Here is a 22,191-nt window from a genome sequence, read left to right as displayed (position 1 = left end):
ACGATGACCAGCAGCACAGATCCGGTAGATGAAAGACTTCCCGTAGGTAAGCTCGCAGCACTCGGCATGCAGCACGTGCTGGTGATGTACGCCGGCGCCATTGCCGTGCCGCTGATCATTGGCGGCGCGCTCAACCTGGCAAAAAGCGACATTGCATTCCTGATCAGCGCCGACCTGTTCTGCTGCGGCCTGGTGACCCTGATCCAGAGCCTTGGCTTCTGGAAGTTCGGCATCAAGATGCCGGTCATGATGGGCGTCACCTTCGCCGCCGTCGGCCCGATGGTGGCGATGGCCGGCAATCCGCAACTGACCATCGTCCACATCTATGGCGCGGTGATCGTGTCCGGCATCTTCTGCGTCTTTGCGGCGCCCTACATGAGCCGCCTGATGCGCTTCTTCCCGCCGGTCGTGACCGGCACCGTGATCAGCGTCATCGGCATTTCGCTGATGGGTGTCGGCATCAACTGGGCGGCGGGCGGCCAGCCGGTGATCGGCACCCTGGTCGACGGCGTCTTCACCAAAATCCCCAATCCCGACTACGGTTCGCCGACCAGCCTCGGCATCGCGCTGGTGGTGCTGATTTCGATCTTGCTGATCACCAAATACGTCAAGGGCTTCATCGCCAACATCTCGGTGCTGAGCGGCATGATCATCGGTTTCGTCATCGCCATGGCGATGGGCAAGATCAGCTTCTACGGCCTGGGCGATGCGGAATGGTTTTCCTTCATCCGTCCGTTTCACTACGGCTGGCCGAAATTCGACCTCGGTTCGATCGTCAGCATGTGCCTGGTGATGATCGTGACCATGATCGAATCGACCGGGATGTTCATTGCACTGGGTGAAATCGTCGGCAAGAAAATCGACGACAAGACCCTGGCGCGCGGCTTGCGCGTCGACGGCCTGGGCAGCGTGATCGGCGGCATCTTCAACACCTTCCCCTATACCTCGTTCTCGCAGAACGTCGGCCTGGTCGGCGTCACCGGCGTGCGCAGCCGCTACGTTTGCGCCGCCGCCGGCGTGATCCTGATGCTGTTCGGCCTGTTCCCGAAAATGGCGCATGTGGCCGCATCCATCCCGCAATTCGTGCTGGGCGGTGCCGGCATCGTCATGTTCGGCATGGTGGCGGCGACCGGCATCAAGATCCTGTCGGGCGTGGATTTCCAGCACAACCGCAACAACCTGTTCATCGTCGCCGTCAGTTTCGGCGCCGGCATGATCCCTATCGTGGCGCCGACCTTCTTCGACAAGATGCCGGTGTTCCTGTCGACCATTTTGCATAGCGGCATCCTGCTCGCTTCCAGCATGGCGGTCTTGCTGAACCTGTTCTTCAACGGCAAAGGCTCCAGCGACGATAGCCGGGCGCATGCATTGGCGGCGGCGCAAAGCTCAGATCATTAAATAGAAAGATGCGCAGCCCGGGCCTGGGCAAACCGGGCCGGGCTGCGATGAAAGCGGTTTTGAAGTAATGTAATTCCCATCCGTAGCAGCAACAGAGCGATTTAACTGAGGACAAAGCGGGCCGGCCCGCCGATGATACAAATGACAACACTAGAACAATTGAACAGCGCCGAGGCGCAGGCTTTCGTGACGACGCTGCACGGCATCTACGAACATTCGCCGTGGATCCCGCAGCGCGCCGCGGCCCAGCGGCCGTTCGCCAACATCACGGCGCTCAAGCAGGCGATGCAGGCTGCCGTCAGCAGCGCCACGCGCGACGAGCAGCTGGGCCTGATCCGTGCCCACCCGGAGCTGGCCGGCAAGGCAGCCATCGCCGGCGAACTGACGGCCGAGTCGACCGGCGAACAGGCCAAGGCCGGCCTCAACCTGTGCACGGCAGAAGAATTCGCCACGCTGCAAAAGCTGAATGCCGATTACAACCAGAAATTCGGCTTTCCCTTCATCCTGGCGGTCAAGGGCGCCGACGGCCAGGGTCTATCGCGCCAGGCCATCATCGCCACCTTCAGCCGCCGCCTGAAAAACCAGTTCGACGATGAACTGGGAGAAGCTTTGCGCCAGATCGGCCGCATCGCCGAAATGCGCACCAACGACCTGCTCGGCTACACGCCGGAGCTGGGCAAGACCATCATGCACTGGGCAGAACAGATCGGCGCCTGGAGCGACGACGACAACGGCCTCACCTGCGCCTACATGACCGACAGCCATCGCCGCACCGCCGCCCAGATCGCGGGCTGGATGCGCGAGGCCGGCATGCAGGCCGAGATCGACGCGGTCGGCAACGTGGTCGGCCGCTATTTGTCGGACAATCCGGCAGCGAAGACGCTGATGACCGGTTCCCACTACGACACCGTGCGCAACGGCGGCAAGTACGATGGCCGCGAAGGCATCCTGCTGCCGATCGCCATCGTCAAGCATCTGCATGAACGCGGTGAAAAGCTGCCCTTCCATTTTGAAATCGTCGCCTTCTCGGAAGAGGAAGGCGTGCGCTTCAAGAGCACTTTCCTGGGCAGCAATGCCATCATCGGCCAGTTCAACCTGGAGCTGCTGAACAATCTCGACCGCGACGGCGTCAGCATGCGCGACGCCCTGCTGCAGGCCGGCCACGACCCTGCTGCGATTCCTGCCATCGCGCGCAATCCGGCGGATCTGCTGGGCTATGTCGAAGTGCATATCGAACAAGGCCCGGTGCTGCTGCATCGCGACCTGCCGGTCGGCATCGTCACTTCGATCGCCGGCAGCTGCCGCTACATGGTGCAGCTGAAAGGCGTCGCCAGCCATTCCGGCACCACGCCGATGGCGATGCGCAAGGACGCCGCTGCTGCCGCCGCTGAAATCCTGCTGTATGTGGAACAACGCTGCGCGCAGGACCAGCAAGCCTCGCTGGTCGGCACCGTCGGCCAGCTGCAGGTGCCTAACGGCTCCACCAATGTGATTCCCGGCGCCTGCATCTTCTCGCTGGATATCCGCGCCGCCGACGACGGCATCCGCGACGCCGCGGTGGAAGACGTGCTGCGCCATATCGAGGCAGTCTGCGCCCGTCGCTGTGTTGAAGCCAATGTCGAGAAGATGGTGTCGGCCCCGGCGGCACCTTGTGCTTCGTGGCTGATGGACCAGTTGTCCGCCGCTACCGAACGGGCCGGCGTGCAGCCCTTCAGACTCGCTTCCGGCGCCGGTCATGACGCCATGACCATCGCTAAAATTACTGACGTCGCCATGCTTTTCACGCGTTGCGGCAACGGGGGCATCAGCCACAATCCATTGGAAACAATGACTGCGGACGATGCCGAAGTATCGGCGCAAATCTTGCTGGATTTCCTACGCCGCTTTACGCCAAAATCTTGAACCAGCGTATTTTGGTCCATTGTTCATGTCTAAAACTCTATTAATAAAAAATGCGCGCGTCGTCGTCACCATGGACGATGCGCGCCGTGAAATCGCCGGCGGCGCCGTCTTCATCCGCGACAACGCGATCGAACAGGTAGGCGCCAGCGCCGACCTGCCGCAGACTGCCGACGAAGTCATCGACGCCGGCAATCACGTCGTCATTCCGGGCCTGGTGAACACCCATCACCATATGTACCAGAGCCTGACGCGCGTGATTCCGGCGGCGCAGAACGGCGAGCTGTTCAACTGGCTGACCAACCTGTATCCGATCTGGGCCAACCTGACGCCGGAGATGATCCAGGTCTCGACCCTGACCGCGATGGCGGAGCTGATCATGTCCGGCTGCACCACCAGCAGCGACCACCTGTACATCTATCCGAACGGCTGCAAGCTCGATCACAGCATCGAGGCCGCACAGCAGATCGGCATGCGCTTCCACGCCGCGCGCGGCTCGATGAGCGTCGGCCAGTCGAAAGGCGGCTTGCCGCCGGACCGCGTGGTGGAAGATGAAAAGGCCATCCTGCAAGATACCCAGCGCCTGATCGAAACCTATCACGACAGCAGCCGCCACGCGATGCAGCGCATCGTGGTAGCGCCCTGCTCGCCGTTTTCGGTATCGCGCGACCTGATGCGCGAATCGGCTGTGCTGGCGCGCCATCACGGCGTTTCCCTGCATACCCACCTGGCGGAAAACGTCAACGACATCGCTTACAGCCGCGAGAAGTTCAACATGACGCCGGCCGAGTACGCGGAAGATTGCGGCTGGGTCGGGCACGACGTCTGGCATGCGCACTGCGTGCAGCTGGACGACGACGGCATCTACCTGTTCGCGCGCACCGGCACCGGCATCGCCCACTGCCCCTGCTCCAACATGCGGCTGGCCTCCGGCATCGCGCCGATCCGCAAGATGGTCGACGCCGGCGTCGCGGTCGGCATCGGCGTCGACGGTTCGGCTTCGAACGACGGCGCCCACATGCTGGGCGAAGTGCGGCAAGCGATGCTGCTGCAGCGGGTCGGCTTCGGCCCCGACGCCATGACCGCGCGGCAGGCGCTGGAACTGGCGACGCTGGGCGGCGCCAAGGTCCTCAACCGCGACGACATCGGCGCCTTGAAACCGGGCATGTCGGCCGACCTGGTGCTGTTCGATTTGAACAAGGTCGGCTTTGCCGGCGGCTGGCACGATCCGGTGGCGGCGCTGGTGTTCTGCACCCCGGCCGATGTCGCCTACAGCATCATCAACGGCCGCGTGGTGGTGCGCAACGGCCAGTTCACCACGGTCGACCTCGGCAATGTGCTGGAACGGCATAACAAGCTGGCTTTATCGCTGGCGGAAGCGGCGCGCTGATCAGCATTTGCCAACAGTAAGTAAGGACCATGGCCACGGCGCAATCCGTGGCCATTTTCTTTTACAGCATGCGTTTTTCAAATCGCTGAAAACTGTTCCGCCAGGCGCTCCTGGCGGAAATGCTCCACCACATAATCGACGAACGCCCGGGTCTTGGCCGGCAGCAGTTTTTGCGCGGCGAAGTAGAGCGATAAAGTGCCGCCGTCGACATACCAGTCCGGCAGCACCCGCACCAGGCTTTTCCTGCGCAGGAAGGGCAAGGCGTTCGGCATGCTGACCAGGGCGATGCCCAGTCCCATCTGCGCGCTTTCGCAGGCCGCTTCCGGGTCGCTCATGGTCATGCGCGTACGCAGCGTCACCGGCGCTTGCTGGTTGGCGCGGTTGCGCAGCGGCCAGGGGCGCACCCGTCCGGTTTGCGGCGAACGGATGAAAATGCCGTCGAAGGCATCCAGCTCGGCAGGCGTCGCCGGCGCCTTCCTGTCGTTGAAGTAATCCGGCGCCGCCACCAGCACCCGGTGTGCCGGCGCCAGCACGCGCGCCACCACGCCGGGCGGCAGTTCGAAGCCGCCGCCGAGGGCGGCGTCGAAACCTTGCGCAATCAGATCGACCTGGCGGTTATCGAAATGCCAGTCGGGCGAAATGCCGGGATACTTCGCCAGGAAAGGCGCCAGCAGCGGCACCATATAGGCGCGGCCGAAGCCGGTGCCCATGCTGACCTTGAGCATGCCGGCCGGCTGGCCGCCGGCGCTGGCCAGGTTCTCGACCGCGGCCTGGAGCGTCAGCAGGCTGTCCTTGACCTCGTGCAGGAAACTTTCGCCCGCCTCGGTCAGCGTCAGGCTGCGCGTACTGCGCTGGAACAGCCGCACGCCCAGCCCCGCTTCCAGCCTGGCGACGTTCTTGCCGACCGCCGCGGAAGTCATGCCGAGCCGCCGCGCCGCCTCGGAAAAGCTGCCGGCTTCGGCGCTGCGGACGAAGCATTGCATGCCGGTCATGGTTTCCATTTTAAACCTTTGGTATTAATTGATTATGCTAATTAACGACTAGTAACAACATAATGATCGTCCGATACTGTGCCTGTCAACCCGCTGCCTGCCACTTCAGCCGGCAGCCCAACCTACAGGAGCAAGATCATGACGAACCATCAAGCAAACGCCGTTCTGGACAACCAAGTCGCCTTCATCCAGGGCGGCTCGCGCGGCATCGGCGCCGCCATCGCCAAACGCCTGGCCAAGAACGGCGCGGCGGTCGCCTTCAGCTATGTCAGCTCGCCGGAAAAAGCCGCGCAAGTGGTCAAGCATATCGAAGCAGCCGGCGGCCGGGCGCTGGCGATCCAGGCCGACAGCGCCGATGCCGGGCAGATCAAGGCCGCCATCGCCAAGACGGTCAGCACTTTCGGCCGGCTGGATATCCTGGTCAACAACGCCGGCGTGCTGGCGATTGCGCCGCTGGCCGAGTTCAGCCTGGAGGATTTCGACCGCACGCTGGCGATCAATGTGCGCAGCGTCTTCATCGCCAGCCAGGAAGCCGCGCGCCACATGGGCGAAGGCGGCCGCATCATCAACATCGGCAGCACCAACGCCGAGCGCATGCCGTTTGCCGGCGGCGGTCCCTACGCCATGAGCAAGTCGGCGCTGGTCGGCCTGACCCGCGGCCTGGCGCGCGACCTCGGCCCGCGCGGCATCACCATCAACAACGTGCAGCCGGGCCCGGTCGACACTGACATGAACCCCGCCAACAGCGAATTCGCCACTAGCCTGAAGGCCATGATGCCGATCGGCCGCTATGGCACGGACGAGGAAATTGCCGGCTTCGTCGCCTACCTGGCCAGCCCGGAAGCGGCCTACATCACCGGCGCCAGCCTCACCATCGATGGCGGATTCGCAGCCTGACAGGCCGCCATCCTCAAGCTGATGAATGCAAAGGCTGCTGCACGATGGCAGCAGCCTTTGCCCAAGCCGCGCAACAGACGCTCGCCGGCCGCTTGCCGGCCCTCAACATCGCCCCGCCTTCCTCATCGACAAAGCTGCGACCGCCGTCCGCCAATGGTAAGCTTGTGCCTCAGCAGCCGAAATCCGTATCGCCAGACAACTCACGATCATTACAGGAGTAGCACGTTGTAATGAAAAGCAATGTACACATCATCAAGTTCTTCAGGCAGCGCATCCCTGCGTTTACCTGCGTGCCGGGCTGCCATGACTGCTGCGGCCCGGTGCTGGCTTCCAGCGAAGAGATGGCCAGGCTGCCGCGCAAGAGCGCGCAGGAGCAGGATGCGGCGCTGGCGGCGCTGAGCTGCCCGCACCTGGGCGCCGACGGTTGCCAGGTGTATGACGAACGTCCGCTAGTCTGCCGGCTGTTCGGCACCACGCCAAGGCTGGCCTGTCCCAACGGCAAGGGTCCGGCAGTCATGATCGATCCGCTGATAGAAGAGCGGATCTATGATTATTTCGCGCAAACGCGCCACGTTCTGGTTTGATTTTCACATCATGACCGTACCCTCTTCCTTCGAACTATTGCTCGAGCAAAGCGGCGGACAGCCCTTTGTGTTCGACCACGGCGACATGCGCACGCTGCATTTTGACCACAAGTACGTGCAAAGCGCGATGTCGATTGCCGAGCCGCACAAGCTGCTGCTGAGCTATACCCGGGCCATGATGGGCTTCCTGCTGTTTCATCCGGCGCCCAGGCACATCCTGCTGGTCGGCCTGGGCGGCGGCTCGCTAGCCAAATACTGCTATCGCCATTTCCCTGACGCCCGCATCACCGTGCTCGAACTGAGTGCGGAAGTGATCGCCTTGCGCGACCATTTCATGATCCCGGCCGACGACCAGCGCTTCCAGGTGATCCACGCCGACGCCGCAGCCTACATGCAGGCACAGCAGGGAAACATCGCCGACATCATCATGCTGGACGGCTTTTCCGCCGACGGCCCCGCCGAGGCGCTCAGCACCAGCGGCTTCTATGCCGCCTGCCTGCGCAACCTTGCCGCCGGCGGCATCCTGGTGTCGAATCTATGGGACCGCCCGGATTTCCTGGTGCAAGCGATCGGCCAGGCGCTGGCGGCATCCGACTGGCGCATCTGGTGGTGCCGCACCAGCGACAGCCATAACTGCATTGCTTTCTTTATCAAAGGCAGCGTCACGCCGTTGTTCAGGACGATGATACATAGGCGGGCAAAAAAACTGGATGCGCAGTTTGGATTGCAGCTGTCGGAGCTGGTGCCATCGTTCCAGCTCGTCAGAGACCAGCCTGAAGAAGAGCCGGTTTAAATGCTGCACACAGCATAAAAAATATCCCCGACGCTTACGCATGGGGGATATCTTCCGGTCGCTTTACACGGGTGCGGCTTGCAGATTTACTGCGCCCAGATTTCCGCCAGGCGCAACAGATTGGTACTGCCCGGCTGGCCGAACGGCATGCCGGCGGTGATTGCGATCTGGTCGCCGACCTTGGCGAAGCCTTCCTTGAAGGCGGTCTGGCAAGCGGCCGTCACCATTTCGCTCTCGTTATGCACCTGCTCGCTGATGGTGGAATGCACACCCCACACCAGCGCCAGCCGGCGTGCGGTCGCCAGCTTCGGCGTGATGCTGAGGATGGGCGCCATCGGCCGTTCGCGCGCGGCGCGCAGGCTGGTGTGGCCGGAGCTGGTGTAAGTCACGGTGACCTTGGCGCCGATGATGCGGGTGACGTCGCGCAGCGCCGAGCAGATGGCGTCGCCGCGGTTGGGCAGCGGGGTCTCGTGCTGTGCATCCAGCATGTTCTGGTACAGCGGGTCGCGCTCGACTTCGGTGATGATGCGGTCCATGATCGACACGGCGGGGAGCGGATAAGCGCCGCTGGCCGATTCGGCCGACAGCATCACCGCATCGGCGCCGTCGTAGATGGCGCTGGCGACGTCGGAGGCTTCAGCGCGGGTCGGCACCGGCGAGGTGATCATCGATTCCAGCATCTGGGTGGCGATCACGATCGGCTTGCCATGCTGGCGGCAGACGCGCAGGATGCGCTTTTGCACGCCCGGCACGCGCTCAGGCGGCAATTCCACGCCGAGATCGCCGCGCGCCACCATGATGGCGTCGGAGACCTGGACGATCGCGTCCAGCTGTTCCAGCGCTGCCGGCTTTTCCAGCTTCGACAGGATGCTGGCGCGGTCGCCGATCAGGGCGCGCGCTTCCAGCACGTCTTCCGGCCGCTGCACAAAGGACAGCGCAATCCAGTCGACGCCCAGTTCCAGCGCAAATTTCAGGTCGCGCTTGTCTTTCTCAGTCAGCGCCGGGATCGGCAGCACCGCATCCGGCACGTTGACGCCTTTGCGGTCCGACAACGTGCCGCTGTTGACCACCCGGGTGCGGATAGACTGGCCGTCGCAGGACTGCACTTCCAGCCGCACCTTGCCGTCGTCCAGCAGCAAAGCCTGGCCGCCGGCGATCACTTCAAACAGTTCCGCATGCGGCAGACAGACGCGCTGGCTGTTGCCTGGCGTCGTGTCGCGGTCGAGCGTGAATTCCTGGCCGGCGTGCAATTCGATCTTGCCGTCGGCGAACTGGCCGATGCGCAGCTTCGGACCTTGCAGGTCGGCCAGGATGGCGATCGGCCGGCCGACTGCCTTTTCCACCGCGCGGACGATCTCGTAGCGCTGCTGGTGATCGGCGTGGCTGCCATGGCTGAAATTGAAACGGAAGACGTCGGCGCCTGCTTCGAACAAGGCCTGGATGGTGCTCTGGTCGGCGCTGGCAGGACCGAGCGTGGCGACGATTTTTGCTTTACGTTGGCGGCGCATGATGTGCTTTCTGTAGATGTCGGCAAGGCGAAAAGAGGCTCACCGCGCCGGCCAGGAGTGGCGGCCGACGCAGGTTTTCGATTATTGAGAGAGTGCTGCGGAGCGCTGCTGTATCAGAGAATCACGATGGCGCGAAAATCGTTGACGTTGGTGCGCGTCGGTCCGCTGACCACCAGGTCGCCCAGCGCGCTGAAGAAACCGTAGCCGTCGTTGTTGTCGAGCATGGCGCGCGGACGCAATCCCAGCTCCGCCGCCTTGCGCATCGAATCCGGCTGGTAGATGGCGCCGGCGTTGTCTTCGGAGCCGTCGATGCCGTCGGTATCGCAGGCGATTGCGTGGATATCCGGGAAGCCGTCGAGCGCGATGGCCAGGCTCAGCAGGAATTCGGCATTGCGGCCGCCGCGGCCCTTGCCGCGCACGGTGACGGTGGTTTCACCGCCTGAAATCACCACGCAGGGCTTGCTGAACGGTTGTCCGCGGCGGGCGATCTGGCGCGCCAGCGCGGCATGCGCCAGGCCGATGTCGCGCGCCTCGCCTTCCATCTCGTCGGACAGGATGTAGGGCGTCAGGCCAGCTGCGCTCACGGTGGCTGCCGCCGCGTCCAATGCGTCCTGAGCGGTGGCGATTACATAATGCTGGTTGCGTTCCAGGCGCGGGTCGCCCGGCTTGGCGCTTTCGCCGGCGCCGGATTCCAGGTGCTTGAGGATGGCGTCCGGCGTGTCAATATTGTATTTGCGCAGCACCGCCAGGGCGTCCGCGCAAGTGGTCGGATCGGCCAGGGTCGGGCCGCTGGCGATGATGCCAGGATCGTCGCCCGGGATATCGGAAATCATCAGCGTCACCACCCGCGCCGGCGCGCAAGCCAGCGCCAGGCGGCCGCCCTTGATCGCAGACAGGTGCTTGCGCACGCAATTCATTTCAAAAATGGTGGCGCCGCTTCTGAGCAAGGCCTTGTTGATCGCCTGCTTCTGTTCCAGCGTAATGCCCTCTGCCGGCAACGCCAGCAGGGCCGAGCCGCCGCCCGATATCAGGCAGATCACCAGGTCGTCGGCAGTCAGGCCCTGCACCATGTCCAGCATGCGCGCGGCAGCCTTGCGGCCGGCTTCGTCGGGCACCGGATGCGAAGCTTCCACTACCTCGATGCGCTTGCAGTCGGCGCCATGTTCATAGCGCGTCACCACCAGCCCGGACAGCTCGCCTTGCCAATGCTCTTCCACTGTCTTGGCCATGGCCGCCGCGCCTTTGCCGGCGCCGATCACCAGTGTGCGGCCCTTGCCGGACGGCGCCGGGATCCTGGCCAGGTATTCGGGCAGGCATTTGGCGGCGCTGACGGCGTCGACCGCGGCCTGGTACATGTCGAGGAGGAGCTGGCGGGGCTTGAGGGTAGTCATGCTGTTATGCCTTGATCTATGAAGCGGGTGTCTCTGGAATTTTGTATTTATTTTATGCTACATCAGCAACGCAGGATGGACACGACGTGGCCACCCTGCGCGATATCTTACACCTTGGCGATTTCGTGGTTGGACATGATTTCGACCGCGCGGCACAGCGCCGAGTGATCGAGCCCGCTCAGGCCGTTGGCGGCGCAGGAGTTCATCAATTCTTGCACCGCGGCCGTGTTCGGCAGCGATACGCCCAGCGCCTTGGCGCCTTGCAAGGCCAGGTTCAGATCTTTCTGGTGCAGTTCGATGCGGAAGCCCGGATTGAAGGTACGCTTGACCATGCGTTCGCCATGCACTTCCAGGATGCGGGAAGCAGCAAAGCCGCCCATCAGCGCCTGCCGCACGCGGGCAGGATCGGCGCCGGCCTTGGATGCAAACAGCAGCGCTTCTGCAACCGCCTGGATGTTCAGCGCGACGATGATCTGGTTAGCCACCTTGGTAGTCTGGCCGTCGCCGTTGCCGCCGACCAGCGTGATGTTCTTGCCCATCAGTTCAAACAAAGGCTTGGCGTCGTTGAACGCGCCTTCCGAGCCGCCCACCATGATGGTCAGCGAAGCGGCCTTGGCGCCGACTTCGCCGCCGGAGACCGGCGCATCCAGGTATTCGCAACCCAGGGCGTTGATCTTCTTGGCGAAACCCTTGGTGGCGATCGGCGAGATCGAGCTCATGTCGATCACGGTCTTGCCGGCTGTCAGGCCTTCGGCCACGCCCTTTTCGCCGAACAGGACGGCTTCCACGTGCGGCGTGTCCGGCACCATGACGATGACGATGTCGGCGCGCTTGGCGACTTCGGCGCCGGAAGTGCAGACCGTGGCGCCGCCGTCGATCAATGCTGCCGGGGGATTCTTCTGGTCATGCAGGTACAGCTTGTGACCGCCGCGCTGCAGGTTTTCCGCCATGGGGGCGCCCATGATGCCGAGTCCGATAAAGCCAACTTTTGCCATGATATTTCTCCGTAATTATTGAAAAGAGTTATGCGCGGAATTTACAGGCCGTGCGCTGCGCGCCAGCCAAGGCCTTCCACCGTGCCGGCCTTCGGCTTGTACTCGCAGCCGATCCAGCCGTCGTAGCCGATCTCTTCCAGGAACTTGAACAGATAGCGGTAATTGATTTCGCCTGTGCCCGGCTCGAAACGGCCCGGATTGTCCGCCAGCTGCACATGCTTGATCTGCGCCAGGTTGGCCTTGATCGTGTTGGCCAGCTCGCCTTCCATTCTTTGCATGTGATAGATGTCGTACTGCACGAACAGATTGCCGGAGCCGGCCGCCTTGATCAGGTCCAGCGCCTGCTTGGTGCCGGTCAGGAAGAAGCCCGGGATGTCGAAGCTGTTGATCGGTTCGATCAGCAAGCGGATGCCGGCAGCCTGCAGCTTGTCTGCGGCAAATTTCAGGTTGCTGACCACGGTGGCCTGCGCCAGCTCGCTGCTGACGCCGACCGGCACGATGCCGACCAGGCAGTTCAGCTGCTTGACGTTCAGCACCTTGGCGTAGCGGATCGCATCGTCGACGCCTTGCTGGAATTCGCTGACGCGGTCCGGGTGGCAGGCGATGCCGCGCTCGCCGGCTTCCCAGTTGCCCGCCGGCAGATTATGCAAGACCAGTTCCAGGCCGTTGGTGGCCAGCTTGTCGGCGATCTGTTCGGCGCGGAAAGCATACGGGAACAGGAATTCGACTCCCTTGAAACCGGCCTTGGCTGCTGCATCGAAGCGTTCCAGGAACGGCAGCTCGGTGAACAGCATGGTCAGGTTGGCGGCTAATTTTGTCATGTCGTCTCTCTCCAAAATCAGTCAAGCAAGGATATGGCGGTCGGTGCGTGGCCGCGGCTGGTCGCCAGTTCTTCGAACTCGTTGATGGCGTCGATCTCGGTGCCCATGGAAACGTTGGTGACACGCTCCAGGATGATTTCCACCACCACCGGCACGCGGAATTCCTTCATCAAGCGCTTGGCCTGGGCGAAGGCATCCTGGATGCCGTTCGGATCGGTGACGCGGATCGCCTTGCAACCCAAGCCTTCGACGACTGCGACATGGTCGACGCCGTAGCCGTTGAGTTCCGGCGCATTGACGTTTTCAAACGCCAGCTGCACGCAGTAATCCATTTCGAAGCCGCGCTGCGCCTGACGGATCAGGCCGAGGTAGGAGTTGTTCACCACCACGTGCAGGTAAGGCAGGTTGAACTGCGCGCCTACCGCCAGCTCTTCGATCATGAACTGGAAGTCGTAGTCGCCCGAGATCGCCACCACTTCGCGTTTCGGATCGGCCACGCAGACGCCCAGCGCCGCCGAAATGGTCCAGCCCAGAGGACCGGCCTGGCCGCAGTTGATCCAGTGACGCGCGTGGTACACGTGCAGGAATTGCGCGGCGGCGATCTGCGACAATCCGATGGTGCTGACGTAGCAGGTGTCGCGGCCGAAAGCGCGGTTCATTTCTTCGTACACGCGCTGCGGCTTGACCGGCACGTTTTCGAAGTGGGTACGGCGCTGCATGGTGCGCTTGCGCTCCTGGCACTCGCCCAGCCATTGCGAACGGTCCGGCAGCTTGCCGGCGGCTTTCAATTCCTTGGCGACTTCGACGAACAGCTTCAAGGCTGCCTTGGCGTCGGAGACGATGCCGTAGTCCGGACCGAACACGCGGCCGATCTGGGTCGGCTCGATATCGACGTGGACGAACTTGCGGCCTTTGGTGAATACTTCAACCGAGCCGGTGTGGCGGTTGGCCCAGCGGTTGCCGATGCCGAGCACGAAGTCGGACGCCAGCATGGTGGCATTGCCGTAGCGGTGGCTGGTCTGCAAACCGACCATGCCCGCCATTTGCGGATGATCGTCAGGGATCGCACCCCATGCCATCAGGGTCGGGATCACCGGCACGCCGGTCAGTTCGGCGAATTCAACCGCGAGGCCGGCCGCATCGGCATTGATGACGCCGCCGCCGATGGTCAGCAACGGACGCTCTGCTTCATTCAGCATGGTCAATGCTTTTTCGATCTGGGCGCGCGAAGCCGCCGGTTTGTAGACTGGCAAAGGTTCGTAGGTGTCCGGATCGAATTCGATCTCGGCCATCTGCACATCGAACGGCATGTCGATCAAGACCGGGCCTGGACGGCCGGAACGCATGACATGGAAAGCCTGCTGGAACACGCGCGGCAGCAAGGCCGGCTCGCGCACGGTGACCGCCCACTTGGTGACCGGCTTGGCGATAGCTTCGATATCGACAGCCTGGAAATCTTCCTTGTACAGACGGGCGCGCGGCGCCTGGCCGGTAATGCAGAGGATAGGAATCGAATCCGCCTGGGCCGAGTACAAGCCGGTGATCATGTCGGTGCCGGCCGGGCCGGAGGTGCCGATGCAAATGCCGATGTTGCCCGGGTTGGCGCGGGTGTAGCCTTCCGCCATGTGCGATGCGCCTTCAACGTGGCGCGCCAGCACGTGCTCGATGCCGCCGTGCCGTTTCATGGCCGAGTAGAACGGGTTAATTGCGGCGCCTGGCACGCCAAAGGCTTGCACACAGCCCTCTTTCGCCAATACGTGCATTACTGCGTCAACTGCCTTCATCTTTGCCATGTTGCCTCCGGATTACAGAATGTGAATTATTGCCACTGCCTGCGGACCGCTCCGGATTTGCCCCGTTTCAAGGGCTGGTATGGAGACTGCCGAGTGGATGAGACACATCCTATAACCAAACATATTGTTTGATAAGAACACAAACAATCGCTTTATTCGATACGTCAAGTATGGAATACTAAGGAAAAAAACAGAATACAGCGGAATACAGATCAGCGAGCCGGAAGAGACATGGACAAACTCAAACAGATAGAAGCCTTCGTCAGCGTGGTCGAAAAAGGCAGCCTGGCGGGAGCGGCGCTGGAGCAGAACATTACCCCCGTGATGCTGGGGCGGCGCATCGACGCGCTGGAAAAGCGGCTCGGCACCAAGCTGATGCACCGCACCACCCGCCACCTGACCCTGACCGAGCAAGGCACGGTCTTCCTCGATCATTGCCGCAAGCTGCTGACCGAGCTGGATATTGCCGAAAAAATCATCTCCGAAGGCCGCCACAAGGCTACCGGCCATCTGGTGGTGTCGGCGCCGGCCGCTTTCGGCCGCAAGCACGTGGCGCCGCATGCGCCGGCCTTTATCGCCACCAATCCGGAAGTGCAGATCTCGTTCAACCTGACCGACCGCGTGGTCGACCTGGTGCGCGAAGGCTATGACATCAGCATCCGCATCGGCGGCGCCATCGATCCGAATTTCGTCGCGGTGAAGCTGGCCAGCAACCGCCGCGTGGTGTGCGGCACGCCGGAATATTTTCATCGCAACGGCATCCCGCGCACGCTGGAAGACATCGCCAAGCACAACTGCCTGTCCTTCAACCTGCAAGGCGGCCAGCAGCGCGGCTGGTATTTCCAGCAAGGCGGCAAGCCCGTGATCATCAAGACTGCCGGCAACCTCGACTGCAATGACGGCGAACTGCTGCACCGCTGGGTCAGCGAGGGACTTGGCCTGGGCTGGCGTTCGACCTGGGAAATCGAATCGCAGCTGGCCTCGGGCGAACTGCTGACGGTGCTGGATGAATTCGCCTTGCCGCATTACGACATCATGGCGGTCTATCCGCAGCAGCGGCACCTGCCGGCCAAAGTGCGTTTCTTCATCGACCGCCTGAAATCGATTTATGCGCAGCCGGATTACTGGAGCAAGGGTTGATTGCTGAAATGTAAGTTCCGTAACAATCCGCCTTGCTCATGGCGCGCTGGTCAACCGGGCCGGCTGCAAGATCGTTTTAGTGTGGTGAATCGCGCATGCACCGCAGCTGCGAAGTACTACACTGAATATATCAACCAACATCATGAGGCAGCTATGACAATCCGCAAAACAACTCAACAAGCCATGCTGGCTGCAGCCATCGGCGGCACGCTGCTGCTCGGCGGCTGCGCCGCGCCGTATGGCGGACAAGGTTATGGCAACCAGGGCTATGGCAATCAAGGTTATAGCAATCCGCCTCCGCAAGCTTATCCGGGTTACCAGCAAGGCGGTTACCAGCAAAACAATAACAGCAACTATGGCGTGGTCGATGCTATCGATGTTGTCAACACGCCTAGCCAAGGCATAGGCGGCGCGGTCGTCGGCGGCGTGCTGGGCGGCGTGGTCGGCCACCAGGTCGGCCACGGCAACGGCAATACCCTGGCCACCATCGCCGGCGTGGTTGGCGGCGCGGTAGTGGGCAACCAGCTGGAAGCGCGCAATAGCCCGGGCTCCACTTCCTACAATGTGCGCGTACGCATGAACAACAACGGCTACCAGACCATCAGCGTCAGCAATCCCGGCGATCTGCGCGTGGGCGACCGGGTACGCGTCGACAACGGCCAGATTTCGCGCTATTGACGCATCCGTTTTTTCGGGCAGCACCTGAAGACTGGCGGCGTTCCAGAGGCGTCGCCGGCTCAACCGGGTAGTAGATTTCATTGGTCCTATCAGTACGTTCACATTCCGCATCTTGCTGAATGCAACAACACCAGGAGGCATCATGAAAATGCACATTAAACCTCTGTCGCTGGCTTTTCTTATCGCCGCGAATGCTTTCGCGCTGCACGTCAATGCGGCGGAAGAAAATGTCCAGTACCGGGATCCGCCACGCTGGAGCGTACCGGACCGGACGCCGCAAGCGCGCTTTGCCAGCATGAAAAAAGAAAATACCAATGCCTATGCCCAGGCCCTGAACGATTGCCGCGCCATGCGTGGACGCGAAGCTGCCGATTGCAAACGCGAAGCCCGCGTCAATTTTGACCGGGACATGCAGCGCGCACGCGAAATGACAATGGGCGCGCATCGCTAGACAGCCGCTCCCCAGGAAAATCACAGGTCGCTCACGCGGCCTTTTTTATTGCCGCCAACATCCGCAAGCCTCGTCGCTGCTCTCCCCTGGGTACTCCAAATCCATTTTACATTCCAAAAAGAAAATGTTAATTATTGTTATATTTGAAATTAATGGATTGCATTCGCATTGAATGCAAAACAATAATATCAATACGATAATTAATTAATGTTTTTTTATGTAATTTTCGGCATGTGCCGGATTTCACTGGCGACGAACCGCAGCCGGACTTCGCCGCCAGCTGTTTTTTAATCCAAAGGGAGAAAATATGGCAATTCAGCAATTATCAGCACAGGAAATCGATCAGGTAAGCGGCGGCTGCTGTCTGTTTTTCAGCAGGTTCTTCTCGTCTTGCTTCAGCAGCTTCTTCAAGAACTGCATGCCAAGCAAGCCGAGCTGCAACAAGCCAACGCCGCCGACACCGCCAACACCTCCAACACCGCCGCAACCAGCCTAAAAACGGGTCGATTTCCCGACAAAAAACACGGCAGCCGGTTGCCGTGTTTTTTGTCATTTCAAAGACATCATGAGTTTATTCCGCGCACAGGCTGTAGCCGCCCAGCAGACCAAATGGCTGGGCGACATCGTCCTGGTCCGCCCGCTTTCGTTCACCTTCCTGACCACCTTCGCCGTGGTGCTGGCGACTATCATCTGCGCTTTCCTGGCCGTGGGCAGCTACACCAAGCACAGCACCGTCAGCGGCCAGTTGCTTCCGAATACCGGCCTGATCAAGGTTTATCCGCCGCAAACCGGCATCGTCATCGAGCAGCACGTCAAGGAAGGCCAGCAGGTCAAGTCCGGCGAAGTGCTGTATGTGCTCTCCAGCGAGCGCCAGAGCAGCACCTTGGGCGCGACCCAGGCCGCCATCAGCAGCCAGGTCGAGCAGCGCCAGGCCAGCCTGCGCGACGAAATGCAAAAGACACGGCTGTTGCAGCAGGAAGAACGCAGCGGCCTGAACAATAAAATCGCCGCGCTCGGCAACGAGCTGGCCAAGCTGGATAACCAGATTGCGGGCCAGCAGGATCGTGTCAAGCTGGCCCAGGAAACCTTGCAGCGCTACCAAGGGTTGCTGCAGCAAGATTACATCTCCAAAGAGCAATTCCAGCAAAAGCAGGAAGACCTGCTCGATCAAAAGAACCGTCAGCAAAGCCTGGAGCGCGACCGTATCAGCGTCGGACGCGATTTATCGGCGCAACAGACCGAACTGAGCGGCCTCTCCCTGAAGCAGCAGAACCAGCTGGCGCAGATTGACCGCACCCTCACCAGCACCGGCCAGGAACTGACCGAAAGCGAAGCCAAGCGCCGCATCGTTGTTACGGCGCCGGAAGCCGGCATCGCCACCGCCGTGATCGCCGACGCCGGCCAGGCGGTCGACGGCAACCGGCCCCTGGTGAGCATCGTGCCGGCCGGCGCCACGCTGCGCGCCGAACTGTATGCGCCTAGCCGTGCGATCGGCTTCATACGCCCTGGCGATCAGGTGCTGATCCGCTACCAAGCCTATCCTTACCAGAAATTCGGCCACCAGAAAGGCGTGGTGGAATCGGTGGCGAAGACCGCCTTGCCTAACAATGAACTGAACACCATCGGCGCTCCGGCGGGCAGCAGCAACAGCGAGCCCATGTACCGCATCAACGTCAGGCTGGCGTCGCAACAAGTCCTCGCCTACGGCAAACCGCAGGCGCTGCAAGCCGGCATGCTGCTGGAGGCCGATGTCCAGCAAGAAAAACTCCGCCTCTATGAATGGGTGCTGGAACCTCTCTACAGCCTGACCGGCAAGCTTTGACCATGCTCAATCGACTCTCCTTCGGCTTCCAGCCGACCCTGCCGCTGATGCTGCAAACCGAGGCAACGGAATGCGGCCTCGCCTGCCTGGGAATGGTGGCTGGCTATCATGGCTATCGCACCGACCTGGCCACGCTGCGGCGCCGCTTTCCGGTCTCGCTCAAGGGCTCCACCTTGCGCGACCTGATCGCGATCGCCGGTCAACTGGAACTGGCGACGCGGCCGCTTAAACTTGACCTGGAGGACCTGCCCCAGCTCAAGCTGCCCTGCATCCTGCACTGGAACCTGAATCATTTCGTGGTGCTGCAGGAAGTCGGCCCGCGTTCGGCGACGGTCTACGATCCGGCTGTCGGCATCCGCAAACTGCCTATGGAGGAAGTGGCTAAATCCTTTACCGGCGTGGCGCTCGAACTGTGGCCGAATCCCGGCTTCAAGCCGGCGGAGGAAAAGCAGACGGTGCGCCTGCGCGCCTTGCTGGGCCGCGTCACCGGCCTGTATCGTTCCTTCAGCCAGATCCTGCTGCTGTCGCTGGCGCTGGAAGTCTTTGCCGTGGTCAGTCCGTTCTTCCTGCAATGGGTGATCGACAATGTGCTGGTCTCCGCCGACCGCGATCTGCTGACCACCCTGGCGCTGGGTTTCGGCCTGCTGATGCTGATGCAACAAGCAATCAACATTACCCGCAGCTGGGTGCTGATGTACATGAGCACGACCTTGAACGTGCAATGGCAAGCCAATGTATTCACTCATCTGCTGCGGCTGCCGGTTGCCTATTTTGAAAAACGCCATCTGGGTGATGTGGTGTCGCGCTTCGGTTCGGTCGGCATCATCCAGCACACGCTGACGACATCGTTCCTGGAAGCGATCCTGGACGGAGTGATGACGGTCGTCACGCTGGTGCTGATGTTCATCTATAGTCCGACGCTAGCCTGGATTGCGATTGGCGCCATGGCCTTGTACGGCCTGGGGCGCTGGGCCTGGTTTGCACCGCTGCGGCACGCAACGGAAGAACAGATCATCCATGCCGCCAAACAGCAAACGCATTTCCTTGAAACCATCCGCGGCGTCAAGACCATCAAGCTGTTCCAGCGCCAGGACGAGCGCCGCGCCAGCTGGCTGAGCTTGCTGGTGGACCAGATCAATGCCGACCTGCGCACGCAAAAACTCAGCTTGCTCTACAAATCGCTCAACGGCGTGCTGTTCGGCATCGAAAACATCCTGGTCATCTGGCTCGGCGCCAGGCTGGTCATGGACGGCAATTTTACGGTTGGCGTGCTGATGGCGTTCAATGCCTACAAGGGTCAGTTCGACAACCGCGTCAGTTCATTGATCGACAAGTTCGTCGAGGTCAAGATGCTGCAGCTGCAAGGCGAACGGCTGGCCGACATCGTACTGCAGCAGCCGGAAACCACGCATGGCGGCCTCGCCGACGGACAGGATGGACCTTTGACGCCGTCGCTGGAAGTGCGCGGCTTGCGTTTCCGTTATGCCGAACAGGAGCCCTATGTGCTGGACGAGGTGTCTTTCCATATCGCTGCCGGCGAATCGGTTGCCATCGTCGGTCCCTCCGGCGGCGGCAAGACGACGCTGGTCAATATCCTGCTGGGGATCCTGGCGCCGACCCAGGGCGAGGTGCTGATCGGCGGCCAGAGCGTCGGCCACGTTGGCCTGGATACCTTGCGCCGCATGGTCGGCACCGTGCTGCAGGACGACGTGCTGTTCGCCGGCTCGCTGTCCGATAACATCAGCTTCTTCGATCCTCTGGCCGATCATGCCTGGATCGCGGAATGCGCGCGCCTGGCCGCGATCCACCAGGATATCGCGGCCATGCCGATGGGTTACAACACGCTGGTGGGCGATATGGGCACCATCCTTTCGGGCGGCCAGAAACAACGGGTGCTGCTGGCCCGTGCGCTCTACAAGCGGCCGCAGATCCTGTTTCTGGACGAGGCCACCAGCCACCTCGATATCGAGTGCGAACATCTGGTCAACAACGCGATAAAATCGATGAACATTACCCGCGTGATCGTCGCGCACCGGCCCGAAACCATCGGCAGCGCGGACCGCGCCATTGTCCTGGCGGGCGGCAAAGTGATCGATGATCTGCGCTTGCCGGCCCAGGATGCCGCTGTACCGGCGGAAGAAGCACCGGCATGAGGGCTGCGGTAAAACATGGCGCGCGCCGCAGGATATGGCCGCTGCTGGCGCTGACTTTGATGGTCTCCGCGCCGAGCCGCGCGGACTCCATCTGGGCCGATCCCTTGCGGACAGCGAACGATGTCACGAACACCCCCGCAACAGCGCTCCTGGCCGGCAACTGCGGCTTCAGCGCACAGCTGCCCAGTCCGCTGACCCTGCTGGACGCGGTTGAGCGCGCGCTATGCCGCAATCCGCAAACCCGTCAGGCCTGGGCCAATGTCAAAGTGCAAGCGGCAGCCGTGGGCGTAGGCCGCGCTGCCTATTTGCCAAGCTTGAACGCAGGCGGCAGCTGGAGCAAGACCGACAATCGCACTACCTACCCCGACTTTCCGCAGGCCGATTCCTCGCTCAAGACCCACAGCAGCGACGTCAACCTGAATCTGAGCTGGGTGCTGTACGACTTCGGCCTGCGCGCCGCCAACCTGGAAAATGCGCGACAGCTGCTGAACTCCGCCAGCGCGACCCAGGACGATACGCTGCAAACGGTGTTTTTAAATACCGTGCAAGCCTTTTACCAAGCGCAGGCGGCGCAAGCCATGCTGACGGCGACCATGGATGCCGAACAAGCTGCCGAGCGCAGTTTCAAGGCTAGCGAAGCCAAACATGCTGCCGGCGCAGGGACTCTGGCAGACAAATTGCAAGCCCAGACCTCTTACGCTCAGGCGAGCCTGAAACGGGCGCAAGCGGCAGGCGACTTGCAGAGCGCGCTTGGCAGCCTGGCCATCGCCATGGGTTGGAGGCCGAATACGCCGTTGACGCTGGCCGACCTGAACCAGCAAGTCGCCGATGCGCCGCTGTTTCAGCAATCCGTCGACGACCTGATCGCCGATGCCGCGCGGACCCATCCAAAGATCCTGGCGGCGCAAGCGCAATTGAAATCGGCGCAGGCGCAAGTCGACGCCGCCCGCGCCGAGGGGAGACCGACGCTGTCGCTGTTCGCCACGGGCGATCGCAACGACACGCCGATCAACCAGGTATCGTCCAAGCAAACCATCGCCAGCCGCAGCATCGGCCTGCAGATCAGCATCCCCTTGTTCGATGGCTTCAGCCGCAAATACAAGGTGCGCGGCGCGCAAGCTCAGGCCGAGAGCAAGCAGGCCGATCTGGAGAATGTCGAGCAGCAGGTGATGCTGGAAGTATGGAAAAGCGACCAGGCGCTGCGCACCGAAACCGAAAACCTGCACACCACCGACATTCTTCTGCACAGCGCCCGACAATCCTTCGAGGTTGCGCAAGGACGCTACAAGGCCGGCGTGGGAAATATTCTTGAATTACTGAAAGCCCAAAGCGACCTGGCCAGCGCGCAGCAGCAGCGCATTCTTGCGTTGAGCAACTGGCAAACCGCAAGACTACGGCTGGCGGCAAGCCTGGGACAATTGCGAATGGATGGGATTTAACGATGCTGAAAACAAAAAGACCCGCTTGCGCGGGCCTTTTTATTCTT

Annotated in this window: 18 protein-coding genes; 12 read left to right on the top strand and 6 right to left on the bottom strand. The window is 61.8% G+C overall.

Features of this window, described 5'->3' with window-relative positions:
* Positions 1–3: 3 nt before the first annotated feature.
* The 3 genes from AC07V8_RS09415 to AC07V8_RS09405 all read left to right on the top strand — a co-directional run bounded on the left by AC07V8_RS09415 (position 4) and on the right by AC07V8_RS09405 (position 4,687).
* The gene (locus AC07V8_RS09415; protein ID WP_494678071.1) at positions 4–1,398 is read left to right on the top strand and encodes a nucleobase:cation symporter-2 family protein; all 1,395 of its coding nucleotides are present in this window, start codon (positions 4–6) and stop codon (positions 1,396–1,398) included.
* A 141-nt stretch (positions 1,399–1,539) separates the two neighbouring features.
* Positions 1,540–3,300, top strand: a complete 1,761-nt coding sequence (locus tag AC07V8_RS09410) for an allantoate amidohydrolase (RefSeq protein ID WP_494678072.1) — start codon at positions 1,540–1,542, stop codon at positions 3,298–3,300.
* Between the two features lie 25 nt (positions 3,301–3,325).
* A complete protein-coding gene (locus AC07V8_RS09405) occupies positions 3,326–4,687 on the top strand; it encodes an 8-oxoguanine deaminase (protein ID WP_494678073.1) in 1,362 nt (453 codons plus the stop codon).
* Between the two features lie 77 nt (positions 4,688–4,764).
* Here AC07V8_RS09405 and AC07V8_RS09400 read toward each other — a convergent pair whose 3' ends face one another.
* Positions 4,765–5,688: a LysR family transcriptional regulator gene (locus tag AC07V8_RS09400; protein WP_494678074.1), complete on the bottom strand. Its 924-nt coding sequence runs from the start codon at positions 5,686–5,688 to the stop codon at positions 4,765–4,767.
* A gap of 129 nt (positions 5,689–5,817) precedes the next feature.
* Here AC07V8_RS09400 and AC07V8_RS09395 point away from each other — a divergent pair, with 129 nt between their 5' ends.
* The 3 genes from AC07V8_RS09395 to AC07V8_RS09385 all read left to right on the top strand — a co-directional run bounded on the left by AC07V8_RS09395 (position 5,818) and on the right by AC07V8_RS09385 (position 7,953).
* On the top strand, positions 5,818–6,576 hold the full coding sequence (locus AC07V8_RS09395; protein ID WP_494678075.1) for a 3-oxoacyl-ACP reductase family protein: 759 nt from the start codon (positions 5,818–5,820) through the stop codon (positions 6,574–6,576).
* Between the two features lie 230 nt (positions 6,577–6,806).
* A complete protein-coding gene (locus AC07V8_RS09390; RefSeq protein WP_494678076.1) occupies positions 6,807–7,160 on the top strand; it encodes a YkgJ family cysteine cluster protein in 354 nt (117 codons plus the stop codon).
* Positions 7,123–7,953, top strand: a complete 831-nt coding sequence (locus AC07V8_RS09385; protein ID WP_494678077.1) for a spermine/spermidine synthase domain-containing protein — start codon at positions 7,123–7,125, stop codon at positions 7,951–7,953. The genes AC07V8_RS09390 and AC07V8_RS09385 overlap by 38 nt, the downstream gene beginning before the upstream one ends.
* Before the next feature lie 86 nt (positions 7,954–8,039).
* On the opposite strand, the gene pyk is transcribed toward AC07V8_RS09385, so the two are convergent.
* From pyk to gcl, 5 genes are all read right to left on the bottom strand, one after another.
* Positions 8,040–9,461, bottom strand: a complete 1,422-nt coding sequence (pyk, locus tag AC07V8_RS09380) for a pyruvate kinase (protein ID WP_494678078.1) — start codon at positions 9,459–9,461, stop codon at positions 8,040–8,042.
* Between the two features lie 113 nt (positions 9,462–9,574).
* Positions 9,575–10,852, bottom strand: coding sequence for a glycerate kinase type-2 family protein (locus tag AC07V8_RS09375; protein ID WP_494678079.1), 1,278 nt, complete (start codon positions 10,850–10,852; stop codon positions 9,575–9,577).
* A 107-nt stretch (positions 10,853–10,959) separates the two neighbouring features.
* The gene (gene glxR, locus AC07V8_RS09370) at positions 10,960–11,847 is read right to left on the bottom strand and encodes a 2-hydroxy-3-oxopropionate reductase (protein WP_494678080.1); all 888 of its coding nucleotides are present in this window, start codon (positions 11,845–11,847) and stop codon (positions 10,960–10,962) included.
* Positions 11,848–11,888: 41 nt separating this feature from the next.
* Positions 11,889–12,668: a hydroxypyruvate isomerase gene (hyi, locus tag AC07V8_RS09365; RefSeq protein ID WP_494678081.1), complete on the bottom strand. Its 780-nt coding sequence runs from the start codon at positions 12,666–12,668 to the stop codon at positions 11,889–11,891.
* A 17-nt stretch (positions 12,669–12,685) separates the two neighbouring features.
* Positions 12,686–14,461, bottom strand: coding sequence for a glyoxylate carboligase (gene gcl, locus AC07V8_RS09360; protein ID WP_494678082.1), 1,776 nt, complete (start codon positions 14,459–14,461; stop codon positions 12,686–12,688).
* 231 nt (positions 14,462–14,692) lie between these two features.
* Between gcl and AC07V8_RS09355 the strand changes: the two genes are divergently transcribed.
* From AC07V8_RS09355 to AC07V8_RS09330, 6 genes are all read left to right on the top strand, one after another.
* On the top strand, positions 14,693–15,601 hold the full coding sequence (locus tag AC07V8_RS09355) for a LysR family transcriptional regulator (RefSeq protein ID WP_098493819.1): 909 nt from the start codon (positions 14,693–14,695) through the stop codon (positions 15,599–15,601).
* A 153-nt stretch (positions 15,602–15,754) separates the two neighbouring features.
* Positions 15,755–16,279, top strand: a complete 525-nt coding sequence (locus AC07V8_RS09350; protein WP_494678083.1) for a glycine zipper 2TM domain-containing protein — start codon at positions 15,755–15,757, stop codon at positions 16,277–16,279.
* A gap of 142 nt (positions 16,280–16,421) precedes the next feature.
* Positions 16,422–16,730, top strand: a complete 309-nt coding sequence (locus AC07V8_RS09345) for a hypothetical protein (RefSeq protein WP_494678084.1) — start codon at positions 16,422–16,424, stop codon at positions 16,728–16,730.
* Between the two features lie 565 nt (positions 16,731–17,295).
* On the top strand, positions 17,296–18,552 hold the full coding sequence (locus AC07V8_RS09340) for an HlyD family secretion protein (protein ID WP_494678085.1): 1,257 nt from the start codon (positions 17,296–17,298) through the stop codon (positions 18,550–18,552).
* Positions 18,549–20,705 carry a peptidase domain-containing ABC transporter gene (locus tag AC07V8_RS09335; protein WP_494678086.1) on the top strand — a complete coding sequence of 719 codons (2,157 nt, stop codon included), beginning with the start codon at positions 18,549–18,551 and terminating at the stop codon, positions 20,703–20,705. Before AC07V8_RS09340 ends, AC07V8_RS09335 begins: the two co-directional genes overlap by 4 nt.
* Positions 20,702–22,144 (top strand): TolC family protein, encoded by a 1,443-nt coding sequence (locus AC07V8_RS09330; RefSeq protein ID WP_494678087.1) that lies wholly within the window; start codon positions 20,702–20,704, stop codon positions 22,142–22,144. The genes AC07V8_RS09335 and AC07V8_RS09330 overlap by 4 nt, the downstream gene beginning before the upstream one ends.
* Positions 22,145–22,191 lie beyond the last annotated feature (47 nt).

The organism is Collimonas sp. GW821-FHT02H07, from assembly GCF_059421505.1.
Note: the sequence above shows the minus strand (reverse complement) of the source record. Positions and strands in the feature narration are given on the sequence as shown.